This window comes from Ruegeria sp. BHSC026 (genome assembly GCF_059613065.1).
Window position 1 is genome coordinate 111,758 of sequence record NZ_JBXWRV010000005.1, and the last position, 26,155, is coordinate 137,912.

22 protein-coding genes and 3 tRNA genes are annotated in these 26,155 nt (G+C 61.9%); 13 read left to right on the top strand and 12 right to left on the bottom strand.

The features are described from left to right. The first annotated feature begins 37 nt into the window (after nucleotides 1–37). The 5 genes from AC2FME_RS08370 (at nucleotide 38) to AC2FME_RS08390 (ending at nucleotide 6,434) form a co-directional block, all read left to right on the top strand. Nucleotides 38–1,771, top strand: a complete 1,734-nt coding sequence (locus tag AC2FME_RS08370; RefSeq protein ID WP_496800172.1) for a sensor histidine kinase — start codon at nucleotides 38–40, stop codon at nucleotides 1,769–1,771. Beyond that, on the top strand, nucleotides 1,768–2,997 hold the full coding sequence (locus AC2FME_RS08375; RefSeq protein ID WP_496800173.1) for a sigma-54-dependent transcriptional regulator: 1,230 nt from the start codon (nucleotides 1,768–1,770) through the stop codon (nucleotides 2,995–2,997). The genes AC2FME_RS08370 and AC2FME_RS08375 overlap by 4 nt, the downstream gene beginning before the upstream one ends. A 271-nt stretch (nucleotides 2,998–3,268) precedes the next feature. Further along, nucleotides 3,269–4,270 (top strand): DctP family TRAP transporter solute-binding subunit, encoded by a 1,002-nt coding sequence (locus AC2FME_RS08380; protein ID WP_496679791.1) that lies wholly within the window; start codon nucleotides 3,269–3,271, stop codon nucleotides 4,268–4,270. 110 nt (nucleotides 4,271–4,380) lie between these two features. Beyond that, entirely contained in the window at nucleotides 4,381–5,058 is a 678-nt protein-coding gene (locus tag AC2FME_RS08385; protein ID WP_496679794.1) for a TRAP transporter small permease, read from the top strand. Further along, nucleotides 5,058–6,434 carry a TRAP transporter large permease gene (locus AC2FME_RS08390; RefSeq protein WP_496688260.1) on the top strand — a complete coding sequence of 459 codons (1,377 nt, stop codon included), beginning with the start codon at nucleotides 5,058–5,060 and terminating at the stop codon, nucleotides 6,432–6,434. The genes AC2FME_RS08385 and AC2FME_RS08390 overlap by 1 nt, the downstream gene beginning before the upstream one ends. A 42-nt stretch (nucleotides 6,435–6,476) precedes the next feature. Here the strand turns inward: AC2FME_RS08390 and AC2FME_RS08395 are convergent, their stop codons facing one another. Both AC2FME_RS08395 and tpiA read right to left on the bottom strand, forming a co-directional pair. Beyond that, complete coding sequence (locus AC2FME_RS08395; protein ID WP_496800174.1) at nucleotides 6,477–7,283, bottom strand: hypothetical protein; 807 nt, start codon at nucleotides 7,281–7,283, stop codon at nucleotides 6,477–6,479. Between the two features lie 64 nt (nucleotides 7,284–7,347). Further along, on the bottom strand, nucleotides 7,348–8,094 hold the full coding sequence (gene tpiA, locus AC2FME_RS08400; protein WP_496800175.1) for a triose-phosphate isomerase: 747 nt from the start codon (nucleotides 8,092–8,094) through the stop codon (nucleotides 7,348–7,350). 133 nt (nucleotides 8,095–8,227) lie between these two features. Between tpiA and AC2FME_RS08405 the strand changes: the two genes are divergently transcribed. Then, nucleotides 8,228–9,142: an isopenicillin N synthase family dioxygenase gene (locus tag AC2FME_RS08405; protein WP_496800176.1), complete on the top strand. Its 915-nt coding sequence runs from the start codon at nucleotides 8,228–8,230 to the stop codon at nucleotides 9,140–9,142. Here AC2FME_RS08405 and AC2FME_RS08410 read toward each other — a convergent pair. Continuing rightward, nucleotides 9,139–9,504, bottom strand: a complete 366-nt coding sequence (locus AC2FME_RS08410; protein ID WP_149775221.1) for a HesB/IscA family protein — start codon at nucleotides 9,502–9,504, stop codon at nucleotides 9,139–9,141. The two genes, AC2FME_RS08405 and AC2FME_RS08410, sit on opposite strands and share 4 nt — an antisense overlap. Before the next feature lie 194 nt (nucleotides 9,505–9,698). Between AC2FME_RS08410 and AC2FME_RS08415 the strand changes: the two genes are divergently transcribed. Next, on the top strand, nucleotides 9,699–9,866 hold the full coding sequence (locus AC2FME_RS08415; RefSeq protein WP_496800177.1) for a hypothetical protein: 168 nt from the start codon (nucleotides 9,699–9,701) through the stop codon (nucleotides 9,864–9,866). A gap of 204 nt (nucleotides 9,867–10,070) precedes the next feature. On the opposite strand, the gene AC2FME_RS08420 is transcribed toward AC2FME_RS08415, so the two are convergent. From AC2FME_RS08420 to AC2FME_RS08430, 3 genes are all read right to left on the bottom strand, one after another. Then, a complete protein-coding gene (locus AC2FME_RS08420; RefSeq protein ID WP_496800178.1) occupies nucleotides 10,071–10,433 on the bottom strand; it encodes an SUF system Fe-S cluster assembly protein in 363 nt (120 codons plus the stop codon). Nucleotides 10,434–10,527: 94 nt separating this feature from the next. After that, complete coding sequence (locus AC2FME_RS08425; RefSeq protein ID WP_496679805.1) at nucleotides 10,528–10,806, bottom strand: NfeD family protein; 279 nt, start codon at nucleotides 10,804–10,806, stop codon at nucleotides 10,528–10,530. After that, a complete protein-coding gene (locus AC2FME_RS08430) occupies nucleotides 10,806–11,696 on the bottom strand; it encodes an SPFH domain-containing protein (protein ID WP_496679807.1) in 891 nt (296 codons plus the stop codon). The genes AC2FME_RS08425 and AC2FME_RS08430 overlap by 1 nt, the downstream gene beginning before the upstream one ends. A gap of 175 nt (nucleotides 11,697–11,871) precedes the next feature. On the opposite strand from AC2FME_RS08430, the gene AC2FME_RS08435 reads away from it, so the two are divergent. From AC2FME_RS08435 to lon, 3 genes are all read left to right on the top strand, one after another. Further along, nucleotides 11,872–12,783, top strand: coding sequence for a nucleoside hydrolase (locus AC2FME_RS08435; protein WP_496800179.1), 912 nt, complete (start codon nucleotides 11,872–11,874; stop codon nucleotides 12,781–12,783). Between the two features lie 63 nt (nucleotides 12,784–12,846). Next, nucleotides 12,847–13,977, top strand: coding sequence for a tRNA guanosine(34) transglycosylase Tgt (gene tgt / locus AC2FME_RS08440; protein ID WP_496800180.1), 1,131 nt, complete (start codon nucleotides 12,847–12,849; stop codon nucleotides 13,975–13,977). Between the two features lie 211 nt (nucleotides 13,978–14,188). Then, the gene (gene lon / locus AC2FME_RS08445) at nucleotides 14,189–16,597 is read left to right on the top strand and encodes an endopeptidase La (RefSeq protein ID WP_496800181.1); all 2,409 of its coding nucleotides are present in this window, start codon (nucleotides 14,189–14,191) and stop codon (nucleotides 16,595–16,597) included. A gap of 141 nt (nucleotides 16,598–16,738) precedes the next feature. Here the strand turns inward: lon and AC2FME_RS08450 are convergent. After that, a tRNA-Val gene (locus AC2FME_RS08450) sits at nucleotides 16,739–16,813 on the bottom strand. A gap of 222 nt (nucleotides 16,814–17,035) precedes the next feature. Next, the gene (locus AC2FME_RS08455) at nucleotides 17,036–18,886 is read right to left on the bottom strand and encodes a M10 family metallopeptidase C-terminal domain-containing protein (protein ID WP_496800182.1); all 1,851 of its coding nucleotides are present in this window, start codon (nucleotides 18,884–18,886) and stop codon (nucleotides 17,036–17,038) included. A 447-nt stretch (nucleotides 18,887–19,333) separates the two neighbouring features. Between AC2FME_RS08455 and AC2FME_RS08460 the strand changes: the two genes are divergently transcribed. The 3 genes from AC2FME_RS08460 (at nucleotide 19,334) to uvrA (ending at nucleotide 22,575) form a co-directional block, all read left to right on the top strand. After that, a tRNA-Asp gene (locus tag AC2FME_RS08460) sits at nucleotides 19,334–19,410 on the top strand. A 50-nt stretch (nucleotides 19,411–19,460) separates the two neighbouring features. Then, nucleotides 19,461–19,537: transfer RNA gene (locus tag AC2FME_RS08465), tRNA-Asp, on the top strand. A gap of 179 nt (nucleotides 19,538–19,716) precedes the next feature. Then, nucleotides 19,717–22,575, top strand: coding sequence for an excinuclease ABC subunit UvrA (gene uvrA, locus AC2FME_RS08470; RefSeq protein WP_496800183.1), 2,859 nt, complete (start codon nucleotides 19,717–19,719; stop codon nucleotides 22,573–22,575). A gap of 12 nt (nucleotides 22,576–22,587) precedes the next feature. On the opposite strand, the gene AC2FME_RS08475 is transcribed toward uvrA, so the two are convergent. The 4 genes from AC2FME_RS08475 to AC2FME_RS08490 form a co-directional block, all read right to left on the bottom strand. Continuing rightward, the gene (locus tag AC2FME_RS08475) at nucleotides 22,588–22,977 is read right to left on the bottom strand and encodes a hypothetical protein (RefSeq protein ID WP_496741292.1); all 390 of its coding nucleotides are present in this window, start codon (nucleotides 22,975–22,977) and stop codon (nucleotides 22,588–22,590) included. 103 nt (nucleotides 22,978–23,080) lie between these two features. Then, entirely contained in the window at nucleotides 23,081–23,953 is an 873-nt protein-coding gene (mmsB, locus tag AC2FME_RS08480) for a 3-hydroxyisobutyrate dehydrogenase (RefSeq protein WP_496800184.1), read from the bottom strand. 3 nt (nucleotides 23,954–23,956) lie between these two features. Then, nucleotides 23,957–24,991, bottom strand: coding sequence for an enoyl-CoA hydratase/isomerase family protein (locus AC2FME_RS08485; protein WP_496800185.1), 1,035 nt, complete (start codon nucleotides 24,989–24,991; stop codon nucleotides 23,957–23,959). 7 nt (nucleotides 24,992–24,998) lie between these two features. Beyond that, nucleotides 24,999–26,141, bottom strand: a complete 1,143-nt coding sequence (locus AC2FME_RS08490; RefSeq protein ID WP_496679827.1) for an acyl-CoA dehydrogenase family protein — start codon at nucleotides 26,139–26,141, stop codon at nucleotides 24,999–25,001. Between the last annotated feature and the right edge of the window lie 14 nt (nucleotides 26,142–26,155).

Consider the following 26,155-nt stretch of genomic DNA (forward strand, 5'->3'; position numbering starts at 1 on the left):
CTTGCCATGAGCCTTCGTGAATGCAAGACCCTGTAACATGCAAAGGCTTCTTGTTCCGGTCGGTTTTCTGTTGGCGGTCGCGCTGTTGGCGGCCGGGGTGTGGTCTTACGGCTATCGTCAGGCCCTGTTTCAACTGAGCGAAAAGGCACAGGCCGATCTGGAACTGGCTTCGGACCGGCTGAGCTCGCAGTTGCAGGTGTATCAGGAGCTGGCGGTTCTGATGGCCGAGCATCCGGCGTTGCGCAACCTGGAGACCGAGGCCGACCGGGCCGCCGCGCGGGCGCTGCTGCTGGAGGTCGCCGACAAGTCCTCGGCGGTGGATGTGATTTTTGCGGATACTTCGGGTCGCGTGCTGGCCGCGGCGCTGGACGTGGTGGGCGGCAATGTGGCCGGCCTCTCGGCGTTTCGGCGCGCGATGCAGGGCGCCCTGGGCAGCGCGCATGGCGTGCTGGGGGAAACTGGGAACCGGATCTATTCCTACGCCGCGCCGTCCTTTGCGCCCGACGGACGGGTCAGAGGCGTGTTGATGGTGATTGCCGATGTCGAAGATGTCGAACGCACCTGGCGCGGCAGCACCGAGGCGGTGTTCTTCGTCGACCGGTCGGGGCAGGTCTTCATCACCAACCGGTCCGAGCTGCTGTTCTGGTCCCGACCACCGGGCGAGGTGGGCCTGCGGCCACCCGGTCAGCCGGCGGGGGACTTCCGGTCCACCCGGATCGGTCCGCATGAAGTGTGGACCATCGGCTGGGGCCCGTATCTGCCCCGGCGGGCCTTGCACCTGACCCGGGATCTGCCTGTGATCGGCATGACCGGAGAAGTGCTGATGGATGTCGCGCCCGCCCGCCGGCTTGCCGCCTTGCAGGCGGCGGCGGTCGCGGCGATCTGCCTGGCCTTCGGGGCCTTGCTATTTCTGGCCACCGAACGTCGGCGCACCCTGGCGCAGGCCAACGCGGTCCTGGAAAGCCGCGTGCTCCAGCGCACCCGTGCGCTGACGGCCGCGAACGCCGCCCTGCGCCGCGAGGTGGCCGAACGGCAGGAGGCCGAAGCCGCGCTGAAACGCGCGCAGGCCGATCTGGTCCAAGCGGGCAAGCTCAGCGCGCTTGGCAAGATGTCGGCCGGCATCAGCCACGAATTGAACCAGCCGCTGATGGCAATCCGCCAATTCGCCGACAACGGCGCCGCCTTTCTGGCTCGGGACAACACCGAAAAGGCGCGCGAAAACCTGGGTCGTATCTCGGACATGGCCGCGCGGATGGCGCGTATCATCAAGAACTTGCGGGCCTTTGCGCGCAATGAGAGCGAGCCGATGGGCAAGGTCGATCTGGTGCAAGTGCTGAACACCGCCGTCGAACTGACCGAAAGCCGCCTGAAATCCGATGGCATCGCCGTGGACTGGCAACCGCCCAATACACCCGTTCCGGCCTGGGGCGGCGAGGTGCGGCTGGTGCAGGTTTTCGTGAATCTCATCAACAATGCCGCAGACGCCATGGAGGGCCGCGACCGGCGGCAGCTGACCATCACCCTTGACCGGGCCGAGCGCATCCGGGTCGGCATCCGCGACACCGGTCCCGGCATCGCCGACCCCGACCGCGTGTTCGAGCCGTTCTATACCACCAAGACGGTCGGCTCGTCCGAGGGCATGGGGTTGGGCCTGTCCATCTCGTACGGTCTGGTGCAAAGCTTCGGCGGCGAAATACGTGGCGCCAACACGGAGGATGGTGCCGTATTCACCGTCGAACTGGAACCGTTCGAAAAGGAAGTCGCCGCATGATCCGCTCGGTCCTGCTGGTAGATGATGACGCCGCCGTGCGCGAGGCCCTGGCCCAGACGCTGGAACTGGCCGAACTGACGGTCATTCCGGCGGGGTCGTTCGTGGCCGCCAAGGATCATATCCACGCCGGCTTTCCCGGCGTGATCCTGTCAGACATCCGCATGCCGGGGCGCGACGGGTTTCATCTGCTGTCGTATGCCCGGTCGGCCGATCCCGACCTGCCGGTAGTCCTGCTGACGGGCGAGGGCGACATACCCATGGCGGTGCAGGCCATGGGGCAGGGAGCTTTCGACTTTCTTGAAAAACCCTGCGCGGCCGCGGATCTGTTGGCAGTGCTCGATCGGGCCTTCGCCAACCGGGCCGAGGTGCTGGCCGAACGCCGGGTAAAACGCGAGTTGGAAAAGGGCGACCCGGCCGCGCGGCTGCTGTTCGGACACTCCCCCCAGGCCGAGGACCTGCGCGCCCGCGTGCGCAGCGTGGCCCCGACCCAAGCCGAGGTTCTGGTGACCGGTCCGCCGGGCAGCGGCATCTCGAAGGTCGCCGAGGTGGTCCACCTGATGTCGCCGCGGGCGCAGGGACCGTTCGTCAAGCGCCCGGCGGCCGGGCTGACGGCGCAGGATCTGCGTCAGGTGGCTGGGGATGCGGCTGGTGGCTCTCTGTTTCTGGACGAGGTGTCGGCGATGCCCGAGGCCACACAGTACGCCACGCTCGACCTGATCGAGGCGGGCGCAGGGGTGCGCATCATCGCCGGCACGACCGCGGATCTTGCCGCGCTGGTGGCCGAGGGTCAGTTCAACGCCGATCTGTTCTATCGGCTGGACGTGATGAGGGTTCGGGTGCCGTCCTTGGCGGAACGCCCCGAAGACATCCCCGTGATCTTTCGCCACTATGTGGCTCAGGCGGCAGAACAGGCCGGGATCGCCGCGCCCGAGGTCACGCCCGAACACCTGGCCAGCCTGATGGCGCGCGACTGGCCGGGCAACGCCCGGTCGCTGATGTCGGCGGCCATGCGCTTTGTCCTGGGTATGCCGGAGGAGGTGGCGACGGCGGCCGATCTGGGACTGGCCGAGCAGATGGCCCGGGTCGAGCGGTCGCTCTTGATCGCAGCGCTGGGGCGGCACAACGGCAAGGCCTCGGAGGCTGCTCGGTCGCTGAAGCTGCCGCGCAAAACCTTCTATGACAAGCTGGCGCGCTATGGCATCCGCCCGGAGGACTATCGCCGCTAGGCCGTTGGCGATTCGCAGGCGATTCGACAGGTGTGCGGATTTTCGCACGGGTGGCCACCTTGGTGTGCGGATTTTCGCACATTGCGCCCCCGACGGTCAGATAAGCATGTTGAATACGCTTTTTAACAATCAGATAATAAACAGAAAAAATCAAAATCCGCGCAAAATCTCCGAAACGTTGATTGGCTACCTCCGATTCGTTTCACTTCTTCGCATCTGGCGCCTTGGTGGGCGCCGACGGAGGTTTCAAAACGTCTGGGAGGACACCAACATGAAATTCCTTGCAACAGCTGCGACCGCTCTGGCCCTGTCCGTGACCGCTACGGCCGGCTTCGCCCAGTGCGATGAGGGCGAGATCGTCGTCAAATTCGCGCATGTGACCAACACCGACAAGCACCCCAAGGGCATCGCCGCCTCTCTGCTGGAAAAGCGCGTGAACGAGGAAATGAACGGCAAGATGTGCATGGAGGTCTATCCGAACTCTACGCTCTACAACGACGACAAGGTGCTGGAGGCGATGCTGCAGGGTGACGTGCAACTAGCCGCGCCCTCGCTGTCGAAATTCGAGAAGTTCACCAAGCAGTTCCGCCTGTTCGACCTGCCGTTCATGTTTAAGAACATCGACGCGGTGGATGCCTTCCAGGCCTCCGAGGCCGGTCAGGCGATGAAGGACAGCATGCAGCGCCGCGGCCTGCAGGGCCTTGCCTTCTGGCACAACGGCATGAAGCAGATGTCGGCCAACAAGCCGCTGACGCTGCCCAGTGACGCAAACGGACTGAAATTCCGCGTGCAGTCGTCTGACGTGCTGGTGGCACAGATGGAAGCCATCGGCGGCAGCCCGCAGAAAATGGCCTTCTCGGAAGTCTATGGCGCTCTGCAGCAGGGCGTTGTCGACGGGCAGGAGAACACCTGGTCGAACATCTACGGTAAGAAGTTCTTCGAGGTGCAGGACGGCACCACCGAAACCAACCACGGCATCATCGACTATCTGGTCGTGACCTCGGTGGACTGGCTTGACAGCCTGGAACCGGACGTGCGTGAGCAGTTCCTGACGATCCTTGCCGAGGTGACCGAGCAGCGAAACAAAGAGTCGTTCGCGGTCAACGAACAGGCCAAGCAGGCGATCATCGACGCCGGCGGCACCATCCGCCAGCTGACGCCAGAACAGCGTCAGGCCTGGGTCGACGCGATGAAGCCGGTCTGGGAGAAGTTCGCCGGCGACGTTGGTCAGGACAAGATCGACGCGGCGCAGGCCATCAACGCCGGGTTCTGATCCGGCCGCGCCCGACCCCTTGGCAACCTGCGCGGTGCCGAGGGACGGGCAGGGCGGGCCCGACGGCCCGCCACTAATTCTCTCAATGAAAAAAACGTGGGGACAGAAAGATGTCTGGTGCGAAATCCGGCCCGACCGGGCTGGTCGACCATATCGAAGAAACCCTGATCGCGGCGTTGCTTGGTTTGATGACCGTGGTGACCTTCGCCAACGTAATCGCGCGCTTCGTCTTCAATTCCAACATCCTGTGGGCGCTGGAACTGACCGTGTTCGCCTTTGGATGGCTGGTTCTGCTGGGAGCGTCGTACGCGGTCAAGAAGCACGCCCATCTGGGTGTGGATGCGATCCTGAACATGCTGGCGCCTGGGCCGCGCCGGATCATGGCGCTGGTATCCGTTGGCTTCTGTTTGATCTTCTCGCTGCTGATGCTGAAAGGGGCCTACGACTATTGGGCCGTATTTGCCGACCTGCCGCCGACCTCGGGGCGCTGGTTCCCCACAGGCTTCGACTTTTCGGCCCGCAGCCAGAGTTTCTATGAGGTCGACGACATCCCCATGGTCGCGCCGCTGCGCTTCCTGGAAGACCTCATAAACTATGGCGAACATTACGAAAAACTTCCCAAAGTCGTGCCTTATCTGGTGCTGCCGGTTTCCATGCTGCTGTTGGTGATCCGATTCGCCCAGGTGGGCGTGCAGATCTGGCGCGGTGAAACCGACCGTCTTGTAGCCAGTCACGAAGTCGAGGACGAAATCGAAGAAGTCCGGGCCCAGCAGGGAGAGCATGACTGATGGACGTTGTCTTTCTTTTCTCGATGGTCGTGGGGCTGCTGCTGATCGGCGTGCCGATCGCGGTGGCGCTCGGCCTCAGCTCGACCCTGTTCCTGCTGATCTATTCCGACAGCTCGCTGGCCTCGGTCGCCGCAACGCTGTTCGAAGCCTTCGAGGGGCATTTCACCCTGCTGGCGATCCCGTTCTTTATCCTGGCCTCGTCCTTCATGACGACGGGCGGGGTGGCGCGGCGGATCATCCGTTTTTCCATCGCCTGCGTCGGACACCTGCCGGGCGGTCTGGCGATTGCTGGCGTGTTTGCGTGTATGCTATTCGCGGCCTTGTCGGGTTCGTCGCCCGCAACAGTGGTTGCCATCGGGTCGATCGTGATCGCCGGGATGCGGCAGGTGGGCTATTCGAAAGAATTCGCCGCGGGGGTGATCTGCAACGCGGGTACGCTGGGCATCCTGATCCCGCCGTCGATCGTGATGGTCGTCTATGCCGCCGCCGTCGAAGTGTCGGTGGGCCGGATGTTCCTGGCCGGCGTGATCCCGGGCCTGATGGCAGGACTGATGCTGATGGTGACGATCTATGTTATGGCCAAGGTCAAGAACCTGCCCAAGGGCGACTGGCTAGGCTGGGGCGAGATCTTTGAATCGGCGCGCGAGGCGGCCTGGGGCCTGTTCCTGATCGTCATCATCCTGGGCGGCATCTACGGCGGGATCTTTACCCCGACCGAGGCCGCGGCGGTGGCGGCTGTCTACGCCTTCTTCATCGCCAGCTTCGTCTACAAGGACATGGGACCGCTACGCACGGCCGATGGCGAACAGAATATGTCGCTGCTGAAAAAGCCCCATGCCTTGATCACCGCGTTCTTCCATGCGGACACCAAGCACACGTTGTTCGAGGCCGGCAAGCTGACGGTGACGCTGCTGTTCGTGATCGCCAACGCACTGATCCTCAAGCATGTTCTGACCGACGAGCAGGTGCCGCAGCATATCGCCAACGCGATGTTGTCAGCGGGGCTGGGGCCGGTGACCTTCCTGATCGTGGTGAACGTGATCCTGCTGATCGGCGGTCAGTTTATGGAGCCCTCGGGGCTGCTGGTCATCGTGGCGCCCTTGGTGTTCCCGATCGCCATCGAACTGGGCATCGACCCGATTCACCTAGGGATCATCATGGTGGTCAACATGGAGATCGGGATGATTACGCCGCCCGTCGGTCTGAACCTGTTCGTCACCTCGGGCGTCGCAGGCATGCCGATGATGAGCGTGGTCCGCGCCGCGCTGCCCTTCTTGGCGGTGCTGTTCGTGTTCCTGATCATGGTCACCTACATCCCGTGGATCTCGACGGTGTTACCGAACACCTTCATGGGCCCCGAGATCATAACGAACTAGCGGAAAAGATCCGATCCGAACCGGTGCGCCGGTTCGGGTCCCTCAGGCCGGGTTGCCGTATTTCGCCAGATAGTCCGCGACCCACCGGATGCCCCCGTAGCCCCGCCGCCGCCGTGCGCCCCAAGATCCGATGTCATCGTTGACAAGTTCATCGGGATTGGGCCGGCCATTGAAGATCACGATCTTGGGGCGCTGCGGCAGGTTTCGGTAGGGTTTGTAGACCAGGCCGAACGGCCAGTAGGGCACCAGATGAATCAGTCCGATGCACCAGTTCTTGGGGAAACACCGACGCTTGTAGGCTAGGGCCGAGATATAGTTCTGGTCGTTTTCGTATTTCGGCAGATGGGTGTCGCCGTCGAAGTCGTCGAATAGGTGATATTGCTGGGACGGGACAAAGCCCACCACGGATGAATTGCCACGGGTGACCTTGTTCATCAGCCACGGCACAAGATCCCAGACACCAGCCGGAATCATCCGCCAGACGAAGCCGCGGAATTTGGGCATCAGATACAGCCCGCCCTTGTCCAGCGTGATCTGAAACAGCGGACCGAGATCGCCGGTGATCAGCAGGTCGAGGTCCAGAAACAGCGCCGCATCGTACTGGCCGACGATCCGGCGGTCGAACATCTGCAGCTTGGGCCATTTTCCATGCGTCCACAGCGGGCGGTCCAACTGGGGAAAGGCAAAGGGCTGCCGTTTGATGCCGGGCTCGAGCCCCGTGAAATCATCGGAAATGCAGATGAAGTCATGCTCGATCGACAGGTTGTCCTGAACCGACCGGTACAACAGGTTGACGTATTCGGGGCCATAGACATCGCCCCATTTCATGCAGATGACACAGACTTTCATGGTTCCGGTCCCGGGTTTCAGGTGATCGCACGGCCAGGCCGGCATCCATGTGGCATTGGACGGGTCAGGCCTGTTCGAGCGCCGAGATGATGCCCGAGAAATCGCGGGCCTTCAGGCTGGCCCCGCCGACCAGCGCGCCATCCACGTTCGACACGCCGAAGATCTCGGCCGCATTGGCCGGTTTTACCGAGCCGCCGTACAGCAACCGCACCGACCGCCCCACGCCCTCGCCGAACCGCCGTTCAAGCCGGGCGCGGATGAAGTCGTGAACCTCGCCGATCTCGTCAAGCGTCGGGACCTTGCCGGTGCCGATGGCCCAGATCGGCTCGTAGGCGATCACCAGGTTTTCGCCGGTCGACTGGTCGGGCACCGACCCCGACAGTTGCCCGCCGATGATGTCCAGCGTATTGGCTGCCTCGCGCTGCTCGAGGCTTTCGCCGACGCAGATGATGGCGATCAGTCCGGTATCCATGGCCGCGCGGGCCTTGGCGCGCACGTCCTCATCCTGTTCGCCGTGGTCCTCGCGCCGCTCGGAATGCCCCAGTATTACATGGGTCGCACCCGCGTCCTTCAGCATCTCGGCGCTGATGTCGCCCGTATGCGCGCCAGAGCGTTCGGCATGGCAGTCCTGACCGCCGATGGCGATGCCACCCCCGACCGTCTGCGCCGCGCGGTGGACCAGGGTGGCCGGTGGGCAGATCAGGATGTCGACCGTGGGCGCGGGGTGGCTTTGCTTCAGCGTTTGCAACTCGGACAGCGCGGCCCCGGTTCCGTTCATCTTCCAGTTGCCTGCCGCCAGCTTGCGTCGCATGTCGGGTCCTCCGCGGTCGTTGATGCAAATATGGTCGCATCCCAGTTAGCACCGCTGGTCGGGCGTGACAATTCCGGTTGCAGAGCACCGGGTTCGCCGCCACTCTGAAGAGGTCAATTCGAACGGTAACATGATGATTGACGACCTTGATCTTACGAAACTGGACCACCGCGCGCCCGAGGACCTGACGCGCCTTGCCGATGCTGCGCAGCGGGTCGGGTTTCTGACCGTCTCCAATACCGGTTTGACCGCAGATCGCGTGCGTTCCGTCATCGATACCTACCGCGCGTTCTTTCACCTGCCGCGCGCGGAAAAGCAGGCGGTGGACATGGCGCGCACGGGTGCGAACCGCGGCTGGGGCGCGCCCGGGTCCGAGCAGGTCGACCCGGACGCCAACCCCGATTACAAGGAAGTATTCGATTGCGGGTTCGAATTGCCGCCGGGAAACCCGTATCAGGGCCGGGGGCTGAGCGTCTATGCGCCGAACTTGTGGCCCACGCAGCCGCCCGAATTTCGCGCTGTCATCCAAGCCTATTACGCGGACGCCTGTGCCGTGGCGATGCGTATCCTTCGGGCCATTGCCTGCGCCATGGGGCGGGATGCAAACAGCTTCGACCGAGCATTCGATACGCCGATGGCCTTGCTGCGCGGCAACTATTACCCCCAGCGCCCGGACTGGGCGGGTGACAAGGATTTCGGAATCGCCGCGCATACCGACTATGGCTGTCTGACCCTTCTGGCCACCGACGGCCAGCCCGGGCTCGAGGTTCAGATGCCCGGGGGCGAATGGCAACCGGTGCAGGCTGTCCCCGGCACCTTCATCATCAATTTCGGGGAAATGCTGGAATTCTGGACCGCCGGGCGCGTCAAGGCCACCATGCACCGTGTCAGGGGCGGCCGGGACGAGCGGATCTCGGTTCCGCTGTTCTTCAACCCGTCCTACGACATCAATGTCGCACCGCCTGGTTCAGGCCGGACGATCAGCGCCGGGGAACATCTGACCCGGCGCTTTCAGGAAACCTATCTGCACCTGAAACAGAAACCTTAGCCCTGCTGGGCCAGCGACTCGTCGAACTTGATCGATTCGCCGCAGCCGCAGGCATCGACCACGTTAGGATTCTTGAATTTAAACCCCGATTCCAGCAGCGAGGTTTCATAGTCGATTTCCGTGCCGAACAGGAACATCTGTGCCATGGGCGCAATCATCACCCGGGCGCCGTCCTGTTCGACGACCTCGTCATTCGGGTCGGCCTGATCGACATATTCCATCGTGTATTCCATGCCTGCGCATCCGCCCTTTTTGACGCCAATGCGCAGGCCGGCATGGCCGCCCGACTTCATCAGCCGAACGATCTGCTCGGCCGCTTTCGGGGTCATCGTCACGGCTTGCTTGCCGGGAATGCCAAACATCATGCTCTCCGTATTCGCGCGTTGTTCATAATCTAGGGTGGCCGAGGGCAAGGCTCAAGCCGGCCCAGTGGTTTCGTGTCTTTTTCTGCCGGGCGCGCCTCGCCCATGACCGAGATTGCCCGTGGCGAGCATCCCTATGTGCTGAAGGTGGTTCGGTGTGACCGCGCCACCGCTTTTGGACAGGAGGCCTGGAAATGACACGATCCTCATTCAAACGGATCCTGTGCGGCGTCGTCGCTGCCCTGTCCGCCTCGCCGGCCATGGGTGATCCGGCCAAGCATCCGGTCGATTGCACCACCGCCGAGGGCGATCTGAGAGCCATTGCCGCCGAACGGAAACATGCCCGGGCGCAGCAGGCCTAAAGCATTCTGGCCATCACGCCGGCCGGCGCCTTGCTCGGGTTGGTCGCGGGGGCCGAGCAGAAAAGGCTGAAGATGTTGTCGGGCGAAGATGTCGATAAATTGGACGCCCGTGCCGCCGAGATCAAGGCAACCTGTGACCTGAAATGAGCGCTGGCAAAGAGCGATCGCGATGCCGGGTGCCAGGACGACCCCGGACTTGCGGCGTTACATGAAGCCCAATTCCAGGCGGGCCTCGTCCGACATCATTTCCATGCCCCAGGGCGGCTCCCAGGTCAGTTCGACGTCCACCTCCTTGACCCCGGCCACCGGCTCGATCGCCTCGACTACCCAGCCCGGCATGTCGCCCGCCACGGGGCACCCCGGAGCGGTCAGTGTCATGATGACCTTGACCCCGTTGTCATCGCTGATCTCGATCGTGTAGATCAGACCCAGATCATATATGTTCACGGGAATTTCAGGGTCATAGACGGTCCGGCAGGCCTCGACCACGGACTCGTACAGAGGGTGCTCGACCGTAGAAGGCGCGATCAAAGGGGTGCCTTCCAACTGTTCGCTTGGGTGGGTCATGGATGCCTCGGGTTGTTACCTGAGCGATTATATAGGGAAAGCCGCCGCCAGCGTCCAGAGGCGGATGGCGCCCGGGAAAGGGGCGCCATCGTGGTCATTCGTTGATATCCTTGTCAAAGGTCTTCACTTGTCCGTGCGGCAGAGCGAACATGCGCCGCAGGATCAGCCACGCGATCAGCGACAGCACCGCAAAGATCAGCAGCAGCACGGCCAGGTCCGGCCCAATGCCGGGGATCGCCAGAAGCAGTCCCGTGATGGCGGCGCCGATCGCGAAACCCAGGAAGATGAAACCGGGCAGGGCGACTTCGAGGATGCCCAGAACCAGCGCCGCCGCCAGCCAGAGCCACCAGGTCAGCCAGAACGGGTCAGCCATCATTTCCCCCCTTTCAACATGTTGAAGGCATTGCCGAAGGCCTCGAGCGCATTGGCGGGCACCACGATCGTCTGGCTGCCACTGCCTTTGCCCAGGGCGTTCAGGGCTTCGACCTGTTTCAGGGCAACCTGGTACTGGGCCGCTTCCAGACCGTTGGCCTGAATCGCTTTGGCGACCACCTCGGTGGCAAAGGCCTCGGCTTCGGCCTGCACACGGCGCGCCTTGGCGGCCTGCTCGGCGGCATAAAGCTCGGCGTCGGCCTGCAGCTCAACGGCGCGCTTCTGGCCCTCGGCCTCGGTCACCTGGGCGCGACGGGCGCGCTCGGCGTTCAACTGCTGCAGCATGGCGTCGCGGGTGGCCTGATCAAGGTTCACGTCCAGAATTTCGGCCCGGGTCACCTCTATGCCCCAGTCATCAACGGCGGTTTCCACGCTTTCCTGGATACGTTCGATCAGCTGCGCGCGGTTCGACTGAACCTCGTCCAGATCCATCTTGCCGATCTCGGCGCGCACGATGCCCGCCACAGTGGTGGCGATGGCGCCATCGACATCACGGATGCGGTACACGGTCTTTTCGGGTTCCAGAATGCGGTAGAAGACAGATGTGTCAATCTGCACCAGAACGTTGTCCTTGGTGATGGCGTCCTGCGTGGCGTTGGGAAGCTGGCGTTCCAGAATCGAGATCTTGTGGCGCGCTACGTCCAGGAACGGCACGATGAAATTGATGCCGGGGCCCAGCACCGAATGCAGGCGCCCAAACCGTTCGACCACATATTTTTCGGATTGCGGAACGATCTTGATGCCCTTCAGGATGACGACGACGACCAGAACGGCCGCCAGAAGGTAAATGATGTTGGATGAAAGCAGTCCGATAATCTGGTCTTCGGTCATATCTGTCCTCTTTTATTGTGTACGATTGTATACATTTGGGGATTGAGTCCCATGATTTCAACTCTGGTATGGCGGGAACGGCAGTGGAATCCCATGCCGGATATTCGCGGGGCAATGCCGAAATTCCGGTCTGTGACTGCTTTGCATCCGCAACTGATTGCGCTATCGGGGCGGGATGAAACTGATCATCGACACCGACCCGGGCATCGACGACGCGATGGCCATCGCCTATGCCGCCGCTGCGCCGGAATTCGACCTGGTGGGGTTGACCACGGTATTCGGCAACACGCATGTGGAACAATCCAGCCGCAACGCCCGCTATCTTGCGCACCGGCTGAGGTTGGACGTTCCGGTTGCCTTGGGGGCCGGCGTCGCGCGTGGCGCCGACGGTCATGTGCCATCGCGGCACGTTCACGGCAACGAGGGGTTTGGTGACCTGACCCAGATACCCGAGATCGGGCAAAACCACGATCTGCCGGCGGCGGACTTCCTGGTGGAGATGGCGCGCCGGCACGGCAAGGACCTGACGGTCTGCGCGGTTGGGCCGTTGACCAACATTGCCGACGCGATGCGGCTGGACCCGGAATTTGCAGGCAATATCGGGCAGTTGGTCATCATGGGCGGGGCAGTGTTCTGCCCCGGCAACATCAATGCCCATGCCGAGGCCAACATCTTTCACGATCCGGTGGCGGCGGACGAGGTGTTCTCGACCCCGGCGCCGACGGTTCTGGTGGGGTTGGATGTCACGCTGAAAACGCTGTACCGGGCCGATGATTTCGAGACGCTGGCCCAAAGCGCCCCGGAAACAGGTGGGTTCCTGCGTGACATTTCCCGGTTCTACCTGAACTTCTACCGCGAGGTGGCGGGGTTGGACGGTTGCGGCCTGCACGACTCGACCGCCGTCATTGCCTGTTCGCACCGGTCGATGTTCAGCCTGCACGAAACCGGTTTGCGGGTCGCGCTGGATGGCGAGGCGCGGGGCGCGACCCGGCCCGATCCGTCGCGGCCGCCGGTACTGGTATGCACCGACGTGAACGGCGATCAGGTCGTCGATCTGTTCACGCAAAGGGTTGCGGCATTGCCCTGACGGGTTGCATTGCGCGCGTCGATCGGGCAAAGCCTGCCCGGTTCAGCGACCCGAGGCGATGACATGACCGAGCGTTTTTCATTCGAACTGAAGGCCACCGACGGCAAGGCCCGCACCGGCGTGATCCACACGCCGCGGGGCGAGGTGCGCACGCCGGCCTTCATGCCCGTGGGCACGGCCGCGACGGTCAAGGCTATGATGCCCGAAAGCGTGCGGGCGACCGGCGCCGACATCCTGCTGGGCAACACCTATCACCTGATGCTGCGGCCCACGGCCGAACGGATCGACCGTTTGGGCGGCCTGCACAAGTTCATGAACTGGCACCGGCCGATTCTGACCGACTCGGGCGGGTTTCAGGTCATGTCGCTGGCCGGCCTGCGCAAGCTCACCGAAAAGGGCGTGACCTTCAAATCGCATATCGACGGATCGAAGCACGAGCTGACACCTGAGCGGTCGATGGAGATCCAGCGCCTGCTGGGGTCGGACATCGTCATGTGCTTTGATGAATGCCCCGCCTTGCCTGCCGACCGCGACCGGATCGCCGAGTCGATGCGCCTGTCGATGCGATGGGCCGAACGGTCCCGCGAGGCGTTCGGCGATCGGCCCGGCCACGCGCTGTTCGGCATCATGCAGGGCGGGTTGGAGCGGGACCTGCGCGAGGAAAGCGCCGAGGCCCTGAAGGCCATCGGGGTCGACGGCTATGCCGTTGGCGGCCTGGCCGTGGGCGAAGGGCAGGAGGCCATGTTCGGCTGTCTGGATTATGCGCCCGATTTCCTGCCCACCGACAAACCACGCTATCTGATGGGCGTGGGCAAGCCCGATGACATCGTGGGCGCCGTGGCGCGCGGGATCGACATGATGGATTGCGTGCTGCCGTCGCGCTCGGGGCGGACGGGCCAGGTGTTCACCCGCCGCGGCGTGGTAAACATCAAGAATGCCCGCCACGCCGACGATCCGCGCCCGCTGGATGAACAGTGCACTTGCCCGGCCTGCTCGAATTATTCGCGTGCTTATCTGCACCATGTGTTCCGCGCCAACGAGATGATTTCGGGCATGCTGCTGACCTGGCACAACCTGCACTATTTCCAGGAAATCATGCAGGGTATGCGGGACGCGATCGCTGAAGGCTCATTCGAAGTGTGGCAGGCAGAGTTCCACGCGCAACGGGCGCAGGGCGACATCGAGCCGCTCTGATACGATCTGATGCACGTGCGACCAAAACTGCATCGGGCCTCAGCTGATGCCTTGCAGTCGCGTCAGCGTCAGGTCATTGTGTTCGGACAGGTACGGCGAAAAGGTTGAAACCGGGCGATCCGCGCCCCACCTTTATCGTCGAATGAAGGAGATGGCCAAGGGCTGCCTGCGACAGGGGTCAGTGCCGTCTTGCCAATGATAAGGATAGAGCATGCAAGAGCCTCTTAATTCCTCATACCCCGTCCTGCCGCTGCGCGACATCGTTGTGTTTCCGCACATGATCGTGCCGCTGTTCGTGGGCCGTGAAAAATCGGTGCGCGCGCTGGAAGAGGTGATGCAGGACGACAAGCAGATTTTGCTGTCCAGCCAGATCGACCCAGCGGTCGATGATCCGGATACGGATGGAATCTATCGCACCGGTGTGCTGGCCAATGTGCTGCAGCTGTTGAAGCTGCCCGACGGAACCGTAAAGGTTCTGGTCGAAGGTCAGGCGCGCGTGCGGATCACCGAATTCGTGGACAACGTCGAGTTCTTCGAAGCCCGCGCCGAATACCTGAATGAAATTCCTGGCGACGTGACCACGACCCAGGCACTGGTGCGCACCGTTTCGGATGAATTTGAGCGTTACGCCAAAGTCCGTAAGAACATCCCCGAAGAAGCCTTGACCGCGGTCAGCGACACCACCGACCCAGCCAAGCTGGCCGATCTGGTTTCGGGCCATCTGGGCATCGAGGTCGAACAGAAACAGGACCTGCTGGAAACGCTCAGCATCAGCGAGCGGCTCGAGAAGGTCTATGGCCTGATGCAGGGCGAGATGTCGGTTCTTCAAGTCGAGAAGAAGATCAAGACCCGCGTCAAGTCGCAGATGGAGAAGACCCAGCGCGAGTATTACCTGAATGAGCAGATGAAGGCCATTCAGAAAGAGTTGGGAGATGGCGAGGACGGCGCGAACGAGATCGCCGAACTGGAAGCCAAGATCGCCGAGACCAAGCTGTCGAAGGAAGCCCGCGAAAAGGCTGAGGCCGAGCTCAAGAAGCTGCGCAACATGAGCCCGATGTCGGCCGAAGCGACGGTGGTTCGGAACTATCTCGACTGGTTGCTGTCGCTGCCGTGGGGCACCAAGTCGCGGGTCAAGAAAGACCTCAGCCGCGCGCAAGAGATCTTGGATGCCGATCATTATGGCCTTGAAAAGGTCAAGGAGCGGATCGTCGAATATCTCGCGGTGCAACAACGTTCGAAGAAGCTGAAAGGCCCGATCATGTGCCTTGTCGGCCCTCCGGGCGTGGGTAAAACCTCGCTGGGCAAATCGGTCGCCAAGGCTACGGGGCGCGAGTTTATCCGCATCTCATTGGGTGGGGTGCGCGACGAATCCGAGATCCGCGGCCACCGTCGGACCTATATCGGCTCGATGCCCGGCAAGATCATCCAGGCGCTGAAAAAGGCGAAAACCACGAACCCGCTCATCCTGCTCGATGAAATCGACAAGATGGGGCAGGACTTCCGTGGTGATCCGGCCTCGGCCATGCTCGAGGTGCTGGACCCGGAACAGAACAGCACGTTCATGGACCACTACCTTGAGGTCGAATATGACCTGTCGAACGTTATGTTTCTGACTACGTCCAACAGCTACAACATGCCTGGTCCGCTGCTGGACCGGATGGAGATCATTCCGCTGGCCGGCTATACCGAGGACGAAAAGCGCGAGATCGCCAAGCGCCACCTGATCCCAAAGCAGGTCAAGAACCATGGCCTGAAGACCAAGGAATTCGAACTGACGGACGAGGCGCTGACTGCGATCATCCGGTTCTATACCCGCGAGGCGGGCGTGCGGAACCTGGAACGCGAAATCGCCAAGGTGGCGCGCAAAGCGCTGACCCGGATCATCAAGAAGGAATCCGAGTCCGTGACCGTGACCGCCGAAAACCTGCACGAATTCCTGGGCGTGCCCAAGTACCGCTATGGTCTGGCTGAACAGGACGATCAGGTGGGCGTGGTGACCGGTCTGGCCTGGACCTCGGTCGGCGGCGATCTGCTGCATATCGAGGCGCTGAAGCTGCCAGGCAAGGGCCGCATGAAGACCACGGGCAAGCTGGGCGAAGTGATGAAGGAATCCATCGACGCCGCTTCGTCCTATGTGCGCTCGATCGCGCCCGAGATCGGTGTGAAGCCGCCGCAGTTCGACAAGATCGACATCCACGTGCACGTGCCTGACGGCGCGACGCCAAAGGATGGCCCCAGCGCCGGCCTGGCGATGGTGACCTCGATCGTGTCGGTCCTGACCGGCATTCCGGTCCGCAAGGATATCGCCATGACCGGCGAGGTTTCGCTGCGCGGCAACGCTATGCCGATCGGCGGGTTGAAGGAGAAACTGCTCGCGGCTCTGAGGGGTGGCATCAAGACGGTGCTGATTCCCGAAGAGAACGAGAAGGATCTGGCCGACATCCCGAACAACGTGAAGGAAGGGCTGGAGATCATCCCGGTCAAGCACGTGTCCGAGGTTCTGGAACGTGCGCTGGTGCGCAAACCCGAGCCGATCGAATGGGACGAGGCCGCCGAGGAGGCCTCGGCAGCCGCAGCCAAGGCCGTTGATGGCGGCACCCCGGTCGCCACGGCGCACTGACCGGACTGCGTAAGAAATCTTGAAAGGGCGGGTTTCATCCCGCCCTTTTTTTCATGCCGCTCACCGGCGGCAGTGTCGAACCATTGCGGCGCATGCCTGCTAGCAGGGTTCAGGCAGATGGTCGCAAAAAAAGAGAGAGAATGGTGGGTGATAAGAGATTCGAACTCCTGACATCTTCGATGTGAACGAAGCGCTCTACCACTGAGCTAATCACCCGTCGGATCGCTCTCTACAGTGTCTGCGAACCGGCTTCAAGCCGGTTCGAGGAAAAATTTTCTGGTCTTCCCGAGCGGGGAAAAAAGGTAAGAAGAGTCGGGCCCTCAAGCGGCCGACCCTCTGTCACCGGTGGCCGCGGGCAGGTCTTTAGGGCGTCACATCCACTGATGTTCCCGCAGGGCAAAGGGCGGCAAAACTGGCCCTCTGCCGTGCGGCGTGCGATCACAAAATAAAGTCGCCTGCGGTCAGATTGTGCAAGCCCGTCAGTTCGATCACCATTTCAGGCGCCCGGTCGCCATCAGTGTCAAGATAGACATAGGTGCGATCATTTGTGCTGCCGGGCGCGTTGACTTTCTCGAAATAGACCTCGCCTTGGTTCGACAGGCCGAACGGCTTTTGCCCCCGAAAGACAAACACATCATCGCCGTCGAAAACTGTGCTGGCATCGATTGCGCTCAGGTCGATCTTGTCCTGCCCGGAGCGGAAATCCTTGATCTTGTCCGTGCGACGGGTCGATGCGGTACTTTCCCGCGCGGTCAGGAATACGAAGGTATCGGCTCCGGCGCCGCCGGTCATGATGTCCAACCCGGCGCCACCGAAGATCGCGTCGGCGCCGTTCCCGCCATTCAACGTGTCGCGTCCTCCGCCGCCGATCAGCGTGTCGTTGTGGTTTCCGCCGTTCAGCCGATCATTGCCGCCGAGCCCGGACAGAGAGTCGTTTCCGCTGCCACCATTCAGCACGTTGGCGTCGGCCGACCCGGTGAAGTCATCGGCGGCCCCGGTGCCACTTGCGTTCTCGACATCTACGACCGTATCCATGCCATAGCCGGTATCCTGCCGCGTCGAATTCGACAGATTGACGGTTGCGCCAACGGATCCGACAAATCGGATCCAGTCCGAGTTGTTGCCGCCGTTGATCACGTCATCGCCGTCGCCCACCTTCGCCACGAAACTGTCGTTTCCGTTCCCACCGATCATGCGGTCCGATCCATTGTCTCCCGACAGCGTGTCGTTCCCGTGCGAACCGAGCAGAACGTCGCTGCCGCCCCGTCCATAGAGAATGTCATTACCCGCTCGGCCTTCCAGGCGGTTGGCGGCTTCGTTGCCCAGAATTCGGTCGGATCTGTTGCCGCCGATCGCGTTTTCGATCACGACCGTGTTTGCAATGGTATACCCGCCGCGAATTCCGCCGGCATAAGACGGAACACCTCCGGCATCCGAGCCAGAAAGATCCGCATCATTCAGGTTGATGACGGTGTTCCGATTCAGACCGGCAGCCGAGATCGTGTCGACGCCGCCGGTATCCCAGATGCACGACCAATAGGTGCCGGCGCCGTTCACGTCGCGCAGGTCGTACACGTTGTTGCCGTTTTTGTGCGCGGTGGTGCCATAGATCGTCTGCAGTGCAGCGATGTCCAAAGCCATCGGCGTAGCGGTGCTGCCGTAAGCATAGCTTTTCAACGGCAGCTTTTCCGCATACCCCGAATTGTAGGACATGATCGTATAAATGCCCTGATTTTGGCCGTGGTTGCCATAGTCATCGAACGCTGCGGTAACGCCGGGAAAAGTCGACGATCCTCCGCCGTTGTCATGCGGATGCGCAAGGCCAAGCCCGTGCAGGATCTCGTGCAGAATGGTCGCGAATCCTTCGCCTCCCTTCTTCAAGCCAGGTGCCGTGAAGATCGGCGAATCGAACCCGAAGGCACCGATCAGTGTGTTCAGCCCATAATTGGCAAGATACGGTGTCTCACCAGGTACTTCGTGAAAGCCGACGGCGCCGCCCAAGGTATCCACGCTGGTCAGGGCATAAATGACATTCACCTCGGCCACTTGCCCGACGGGGGTCAGGAACGGCCGTTCCAGAAAGGTGACGGGGATGATCTTCTCGATCGTATTGAAGGCCATGCGCACGGCGCTTTTCATGGCGCTGGTAAAGCCCCGGTCGCCGACAGTTCCATTGTCGAAGGAAAAGGTAATCGTGCTTCCGCCCCAGGATGAGCCCCAGATCAGGCTGTCGAGAAATGGATTCCCGGTCGGGTTCGTTCCGGGCGTGGTTGGTCTTGCAATTGCCATTGGTTTTATTGCTGCTTTCTGTTCCTAACAGTTTTGGTCTTTGGACGAATAATCAAGGACGCTCGGGGTTGAGACGAATATGGCAGCTCTGATCGCCCAGACCGGCTTGCCGACTGACTACAAATCATGAACGGTCAGATTAGTCGGAGCAAGGCAAAATCATGATTTTTTCAAGTGGGGCATCATTTTAGCCGCGTTTTCTAGAGCGTTCATTTCTTGCATTCATAACTATAATTTTGACCGTGAAATATGAACGTGATGTCGTAAACAACCCTCGCGAGCGCTAATTAGATACGTGTAGTTGGAGCGTATTGCGCGCGCTTGGCCCGTTCGATGCGGTGGATCGAACAAAATCGTTCGTTCTCGAAAAAAACTTCAAAACCCCGCTTGACGACGCCGGGGCAGGGCCATAATACACCCCAACGTTCAGCACTGAACGGGCAGCGGGCGGTTGTAGCTCAGTTGGTTAGAGTACCGGCCTGTCACGCCGGGGGTCGCGGGTTCGAGCCCCGTCAACCGCGCCATCGCTGCAAGCCTTTGATCCGGGTAAACGGATCGACATAGACCCTAATGCGCGGTTGTAGCTCAGTTGGTTAGAGTACCGGCCTGTCACGCCGGGGGTCGCGGGTTCGAGCCCCGTCAACCGCGCCATTTCTTCAAGTGAAGTCGCAGGTATTTCCCCTGAAGCACAAACGGTTTTGGGTTTTGTCTTGCTGGCATGAATGCGGATATCGGAGAAAAGTCGCGCGTTCACACTTTGTTCTGATTTTTTGGTTGGAGACTCGGCATCGCTCGCCTATCTCTAGGGCACTTGTGTGTTGGGGGCCTGAATGGCTGAGCTGAAGAATATCGAGGTGCGCGGCGCGCGCGAGCACAACCTGAAAAACATCGACGTGGACATTCCGCGCGATCAGCTGGTTGTCATCACGGGTCTGTCTGGGTCGGGCAAGTCGTCTCTGGCGTTCGATACGATCTATGCCGAGGGCCAGCGCCGCTATGTCGAAAGCCTGTCGGCTTATGCGCGCCAGTTTCTGGACATGATGGAAAAGCCTGATGTGGATCACATCAGCGGCCTGTCCCCAGCGATCTCGATCGAGCAGAAGACCACGTCCAAAAACCCGCGATCGACCGTGGGAACCGTCACCGAAATATATGATTATCTGCGCCTGCTGTTCGCGCGCGCAGGAACGCCCTACAGCCCCGCCACCGGTTTGCCGATCGAAGCCCAGCAGGTGCAGGACATGGTCGACCGGATCATGGCGATGGAGGAGGGCACCCGCGGCTATCTGCTTGCGCCCATCGTTCGCGACCGCAAGGGCGAGTACAAGAAAGAGTTTCTGGAACTGCGCAAGCAGGGGTTCCAGCGCGTCAAGGTCGATGGCCAGTTCTACGAGCTGGACGAGCCGCCGACGCTGGACAAGAAGTTCCGCCATGACATCGACGTGGTCGTTGACCGCATCGTCGTGCGCGAGGGGATGGAGACCCGCCTGGCCGACAGCCTGCGCACCGCGTTGGATCTGGCCGATGGCATCGCGATTCTGGAGACCGCTCCGCGCGAGGGAGAGCCCGAGCGTATTACGTTTTCCGAGAACTTTGCCTGCCCGGTCAGTGGGTTCACCATCCCCGAGATCGAACCGCGCCTGTTTTCGTTCAACGCGCCCTTTGGTGCCTGCCCGGATTGCGACGGGCTGGGGGTCGAGCTGTTTTTTGACGAACGGCTTGTGGTGCCCGATCAGACGCTGAAACTGTATGACGGCGCGCTTGCCCCGTGGCGCAAAGGCAAGTCGCCCTATTTCCTGCAGACGATCGAGGCGATTGCGCGCCACTATGAGTTCGACAAGAACACACCGTGGAAGGACCTTCCGGCGCATGTGCGGCAAGTGTTTCTGTATGGCTCGGGCGATGATGAAATCCAGTTTCGCTATGACGAGGGCGGACGGGTCTATCAAGTGACCCGCAGCTTTGAAGGCGTGATCCCGAACATGGAGCGCCGCTATCGCGAAACCGACAGCGCGTGGATCCGCGAGGAATTCGAACGGTATCAGAACAACCGGCCGTGCCACACATGCGAGGGCTACCGCTTGCGCCCCGAGGCGTTGGCCGTCAAGATCGCTGGGCTGCATGTCGGCCAGGTGGTCGAAATGTCGATCAAAGAAGCTCTGGCCTGGGTCAAGGACGCGCCGAACCATCTGAGCGCCCAGAAAAACGAGATTGCGCGCGCCATTTTGAAAGAAATCCGCGAACGGTTGGGATTCCTGAATAACGTTGGTTTGGAATACCTTACGCTCTCTCGTTCAAGTGGCACCCTGTCAGGGGGCGAAAGCCAGCGCATCCGGCTGGCTAGCCAGATTGGCTCGGGCTTGACCGGTGTGCTTTACGTGCTGGACGAACCCTCGATCGGGCTGCATCAGCGCGACAATGACCGCCTTTTGGGCACGCTGAAGAACCTGCGCGATCAGGGCAATACCGTGATCGTCGTCGAACATGACGAGGAAGCCATCCGCGAGGCTGACTATGTGTTCGACATCGGCCCCGGTGCCGGCGTGCATGGCGGACAGGTGGTCAGTCACGGCACGCCCGAGCAGATCGCGGCCGATGCGGCCTCGATCACGGGGCAGTATCTGTCGGGGGTGCGGGAAATTCCGGTGCCCGCCGAGCGGCGCAAGGGGAACAAGAAAAAGGTAACGGTTGTAAAGGCTTCAGGCAACAACCTCAAAGACGTGACGGCCGAGTTTCCGCTGGGCAAGTTCGTCTGCGTGACCGGGGTGTCGGGCGGCGGCAAGTCGACCCTGACAATCGAGACGCTGTTCAAGACTGCCTCGATGCGTCTGAACGGCGCGCGTCACACGCCTGCGCCCTGCGAAACGATCAAGGGGCTGGAACATCTGGACAAGGTGATCGACATCGACCAACGGCCTATCGGACGCACGCCACGGTCGAACCCGGCCACCTATACCGGCGCCTTCACCCCGATCCGCGACTGGTTCGCCGGTCTCCCCGAGGCCAAGGCGCGGGGCTACAAGCCCGGGCGGTTCAGCTTCAACGTCAAGGGCGGGCGCTGCGAGGCCTGCCAAGGCGACGGTGTCATCAAGATCGAGATGCATTTCCTGCCCGACGTCTATGTCACCTGTGAGACCTGCAAGGGCGCGCGCTACAACCGCGAGACGCTCGAGATCAAGTTCAAGGGCAAGTCCATCGCCGACGTGCTGGACATGACGGTCGAAGATGCACAGGAGTTCTTCAAGGCGGTTCCGGCGATCCGCGACAAGATGGATGCTCTGGCGCGGGTCGGGCTGGGCTACATCAAGGTCGGCCAGCAGGCCACGACCCTGTCGGGCGGCGAGGCGCAGCGAGTCAAGCTGTCGAAGGAACTGTCCAAGCGATCCACCGGGCGCACGCTGTATATTCTGGACGAGCCCACCACCGGCCTGCATTTCGAAGACGTGCGCAAGCTGTTGGAAGTGCTGCATGAATTGGTCGACCAAGGCAACACGGTCGTGGTGATCGAACACAATCTGGACGTTGTGAAAACAGCCGACTGGATCATCGACATCGGCCCCGAGGGTGGCGATGGCGGCGGCGAGATCGTGGCCGTCGGCACCCCGGAAGAGGTCGCCGAATGCGAGCGCAGCCACACCGGGCGATACCTCAAACCGATGCTGAACCCCGAACGCGTGGCGGCCGAATAGGCTGCCTGCGCGTCAGTACAGAATATCCGCCACCGCGCCGATCAGGTTCAGCACTTTGCGCGTATCGGGGTCGATGCTGTAGACGTAGTCGCCCGCGCGAACGTAGTTGCCGCCGCGTTTCAGACCATAGCGGTACGGATCGTCGATCCAGACATAATCGCGGTCGATCCGATCGCCGACCTTGTACCGATTCTTGACCTGTCCGGGCGGGACGCAGGGCACGGCCTTCTTGGCGAGCCCGGGTGGACAATTGGCAACGGATTTTGCGCCCTTCTGCGGGGCCACGCGCTCGACCGAGAACGTGTCCTTGTTCTTTCCCTTGCCTTTGCCGTTGTCAGCCAGCGTCGCGACCGGGGTCAGTGACAGGCCGGCAAGCAGTGCAATATGCAACAGTGTCTTCATGGGCGGTTCCCCTCGGTTCGTCGCGCCGTCATGCCGCGTTTCCCAGTATTTTGGAATGCCCGCCCGAAGTGCAAGCCCTGGGTGGCGAAATGCCGCCCAAAGCTCAACTGCGGCCGCGCTTTTCGAACCGGGGCAGCATGGCCGAGAAATCCATGCCCTTGCCGTCTTCGGATTCGACGAACTGTTCGTACAGGGCTGTGGCGATCTGGCCCATCGGCGTGTCCGCATCGGCGCTTTCGGCGGCCTGCTGGCTGAGCCGCAGGTCCTTGAGCATCAGCTCGGCAGCGAAACCGGGCTTGTAGCCGTTGTCGGCGGGGCTTTGCGGCCCGACACCGGGGGCGGGGCAATAGGCGTTCATTGTCCAGCTGTAGCCCGACGAGGTGCTGACCACGTCGAACATCTTCTGCCGGTCCAGGCCCAGCTTGTCGGCCAAGGCAAAGGCCTCGCAAGTGGCGATCATGGTGACGCCCAGGATCATGTTGTTGCAGATCTTGGCGGCCTGACCGGCGCCCGCCGCGCCGCAATGCACCGCCTTCTGGCCCATGATGTCGAACAGCGGGGCCGCCTTGGCAAAGGCCGCGTTCGAGCCGCCGGCCATGAAGGTCAGCGTGCCTGCGGCCGCGCCGCCTATTCCGCCCGAAACGGGTGCGTCAACGGCCAGAAGCCCGGCATGTTCGGCCTGATCCGCCACGGCGCGGGCGCTGTCCACATCGACGGTCGAGCAGTCGATGAAAACCGTCCCTTTTTCCATATGCGGAATGATCTGATCGGCCACCGCGCGCAGGATGTCGCCATTGGGCAGCATGGTGATGACCGCCTCGGCGCCGCGGACCGCATCAGTGGCCGTTTCGGCCTTGGTCACGCCCTCGACCGACACGCCCGCGGTGTCGAACCCGGTCACGTCTTGACCGGCCTTGGCCAGATTGGCCGCCATCGGCGCACCCATGTTGCCCAGGCCAATGAATCCGATCTTCATGTTTCACTCCTCCTCGAATGTCAGCGTGTCCGCGCCCAGCGGCATCAGCATCCGTGATACCGCCGTGGCCGGCACGTTCATGTCCGCAAACTGCCATTTCGGGTTGCGGTCCTTGTCGATGATCTGCGCCCGGATGCCTTCGAGAAAGTCGCCATGCTCCATCGACCGGAAGGTAAAGCGGTATTCCAGCTCCAGCGCCTTGCGCATGGTCAGGGCAGGACCGCGCAGGCGGTGCAGCATCTCGATCGCACACGCCATCGACAGCGGCGAATTGCGGCCCATCGCCTCGAGCGCGCCGCGGGTGAATTCGGTCTCGCCATTGCGCAGGTCGGTCAGAACGTCGCCCAGGGTTTCACCGCCGAAGAAACGGTCGATCTCGTCCTGCGGCAAGGTGCGATCAGGGGCAGGGGCGGCGTGTTCGGCCAACAGGTCGGCCTGGCCCGAGGCCTCGAGCATCTCGATCATGTCAGGCCATTGGTCCTGCGGGATGAAATGGTCGGCGAAACCGGCATAGATCGCGTCGCCTGGACCCATGCGCGCGCCGGTGACGCCTAGATATTCGCCCAGCCGCCCCGGCGCCAGCGCCAGCAGCAGCGACCCGCCCACATCCGGCACCAGCCCGATCGAGCATTCGGGCATCGCGATCTTCGAGCTTTCGCCGACGATCCGGTGCGTCCCGTGACAGCCGATGCCGACGCCACCGCCCATGGTAAAGCCCTGAAGGAAGCTGACCACCGGCTTGGGATATTCGAAGATCATCGCGTTCAGGCGGTATTCATCGCGCCAGAACTTCTGCCCATAGGCATAGTCGCCCTTTGTGCCCGTTGCGTACAACTCGGCAATGTCTCCGCCCGCGCAAAAGGCCTTTTCGCCCTCGGCATCAAGGATGACCAGATCGACCTCGTCATCCTCGCGCCAATTGCGCAGGGCGGTGTCGATGGCCATGCACATCTCGTAGCTCAGCGCATTCAGGGCCTTGGGCCGGGTCAGGGTGATCCGGCCGGCACGGCCCGTGGTGCGGATGTCGATATCGGACATGGAAACCTCAGCGATGGGCGAGCAGTTGGCGGGCAACGATCACGCGCATGATCTCGTTCGTGCCTTCCAGAATTTGATGCACCCGCAGATCGCGCACAAGCTTTTCGATGCCGTAATCGGCCAGATAGCCGTAACCACCATGCAACTGCAGGCACTGATCGACCACTTTCGATCCGGTCTCGGTCACGAACTTCTTGGCCATCGCGCAGAATTTTGTGGCGTCGGGCGCGCCCTGATCCAGCTTCCATGCCGCCTGACGTAAGAAGGTGCGGGCCGCTTGCAGTTCGATCTCCATGTCCGCCAGCCGGAACTGCAGGGCCTGGAACTGGTCGATCGTCTGGCCGAAGGCCTTGCGTTCGGACATGTACTGCAGCGTCATGTCCAGCCCCGCCTGGGCCGCACCCAGCGAGCATGAGGCGATGTTCAGGCGCCCGCCGTCCAAGCCCATCATGGCGTATTTGAACCCGTCGCCCTCGGTCCCGACAAGGTTTTCGGCCGGGATCTTGCAGTCGTCGAACTGGACCTGCGCGGTGGGCTGGCTTTTCCAGCCCATCTTCTGTTCCAGCGCCCCAAAGCTGAGGCCTGGTGTGCCGTCCTCGACATAGACGGTCGAGATTCCCTTGGGCCCGTCGCCGCCGGTGCGGACCATGCAGACATAGGCATCGGAATAGCCGCCGCCCGAGATGAAGGCCTTGGTGCCGTTCAGCGTATAGCCCTCGTTTGTGCGCTCGGCCCGCGTCTTGAGCGCTGCCGCGTCCGAGCCCGAGCCCGGTTCGGTTAGACAATAGCTAAGAACCGTGTTCAGGCTTAGAACGTCGGGCATGATGCGCGATTTCAATTCGTCGCTGGCAAAGGTGTCCAACATCTTGGCGCACATGTTGTGGATCGACAAAAAGGCCGCGACCGAGGGACAAGCCATCGACAGCGCCTCGAACACCAACGTGGCGTCCAGTCGGGTCAGTCCAGAGCCGCCGCTCTCCTCGGACACATACAGCCCGCCAAAGCCCAGTTCGCCGACCTTGGGCCAAAGATCCTTGGGGATGGTGCCCTCGGCCTCCCACTGGCGGGCGAAAGGTGCGATCTGTTCTTGCCCGAACGCATAGGCCATATCGAAAATGGCCGTCTGTTCCTCGGTCAGCGCGAAATCCATGGCCGGTCTCCCCC

What these genes read in the sequence shown, in the direction of transcription:
- uvrA (WP_496800183.1), top strand. Translation starts at nt 19,717, where the DNA reads ATGGCTGAGCTGAAGAATATCGAGGTGCGCGGCGCGCGCGAGCACAAC.
- tgt (WP_496800180.1), top strand. Translation starts at nt 12,847, where the DNA reads ATGACCGAGCGTTTTTCATTCGAACTGAAGGCCACCGACGGCAAGGCC.
- AC2FME_RS08395 (WP_496800174.1), bottom strand. Translation starts at nt 7,283, where the DNA reads ATGAAAGTCTGTGTCATCTGCATGAAATGGGGCGATGTCTATGGCCCC.
- lon (WP_496800181.1), top strand. Translation starts at nt 14,189, where the DNA reads ATGCAAGAGCCTCTTAATTCCTCATACCCCGTCCTGCCGCTGCGCGAC.
- AC2FME_RS08385 (WP_496679794.1), top strand. Translation starts at nt 4,381, where the DNA reads ATGTCTGGTGCGAAATCCGGCCCGACCGGGCTGGTCGACCATATCGAA.
- AC2FME_RS08390 (WP_496688260.1), top strand. Translation starts at nt 5,058, where the DNA reads ATGGACGTTGTCTTTCTTTTCTCGATGGTCGTGGGGCTGCTGCTGATC.
- tpiA (WP_496800175.1), bottom strand. Translation starts at nt 8,094, where the DNA reads ATGCGACGCAAGCTGGCGGCAGGCAACTGGAAGATGAACGGAACCGGG.
- AC2FME_RS08485 (WP_496800185.1), bottom strand. Translation starts at nt 24,991, where the DNA reads ATGTCCGATATCGACATCCGCACCACGGGCCGTGCCGGCCGGATCACC.
- AC2FME_RS08375 (WP_496800173.1), top strand. Translation starts at nt 1,768, where the DNA reads ATGATCCGCTCGGTCCTGCTGGTAGATGATGACGCCGCCGTGCGCGAG.
- AC2FME_RS08370 (WP_496800172.1), top strand. Translation starts at nt 38, where the DNA reads ATGCAAAGGCTTCTTGTTCCGGTCGGTTTTCTGTTGGCGGTCGCGCTG.
- AC2FME_RS08435 (WP_496800179.1), top strand. Translation starts at nt 11,872, where the DNA reads ATGAAACTGATCATCGACACCGACCCGGGCATCGACGACGCGATGGCC.
- mmsB (WP_496800184.1), bottom strand. Translation starts at nt 23,953, where the DNA reads ATGAAGATCGGATTCATTGGCCTGGGCAACATGGGTGCGCCGATGGCG.
- AC2FME_RS08420 (WP_496800178.1), bottom strand. Translation starts at nt 10,433, where the DNA reads ATGACCCACCCAAGCGAACAGTTGGAAGGCACCCCTTTGATCGCGCCT.
- AC2FME_RS08415 (WP_496800177.1), top strand. Translation starts at nt 9,699, where the DNA reads ATGACACGATCCTCATTCAAACGGATCCTGTGCGGCGTCGTCGCTGCC.
- AC2FME_RS08380 (WP_496679791.1), top strand. Translation starts at nt 3,269, where the DNA reads ATGAAATTCCTTGCAACAGCTGCGACCGCTCTGGCCCTGTCCGTGACC.
- AC2FME_RS08455 (WP_496800182.1), bottom strand. Translation starts at nt 18,886, where the DNA reads ATGGCAATTGCAAGACCAACCACGCCCGGAACGAACCCGACCGGGAAT.
- AC2FME_RS08405 (WP_496800176.1), top strand. Translation starts at nt 8,228, where the DNA reads ATGATTGACGACCTTGATCTTACGAAACTGGACCACCGCGCGCCCGAG.
- AC2FME_RS08475 (WP_496741292.1), bottom strand. Translation starts at nt 22,977, where the DNA reads ATGAAGACACTGTTGCATATTGCACTGCTTGCCGGCCTGTCACTGACC.
- AC2FME_RS08425 (WP_496679805.1), bottom strand. Translation starts at nt 10,806, where the DNA reads ATGGCTGACCCGTTCTGGCTGACCTGGTGGCTCTGGCTGGCGGCGGCG.
- AC2FME_RS08490 (WP_496679827.1), bottom strand. Translation starts at nt 26,141, where the DNA reads ATGGATTTCGCGCTGACCGAGGAACAGACGGCCATTTTCGATATGGCC.
- AC2FME_RS08410 (WP_149775221.1), bottom strand. Translation starts at nt 9,504, where the DNA reads ATGTTTGGCATTCCCGGCAAGCAAGCCGTGACGATGACCCCGAAAGCG.
- AC2FME_RS08430 (WP_496679807.1), bottom strand. Translation starts at nt 11,696, where the DNA reads ATGACCGAAGACCAGATTATCGGACTGCTTTCATCCAACATCATTTAC.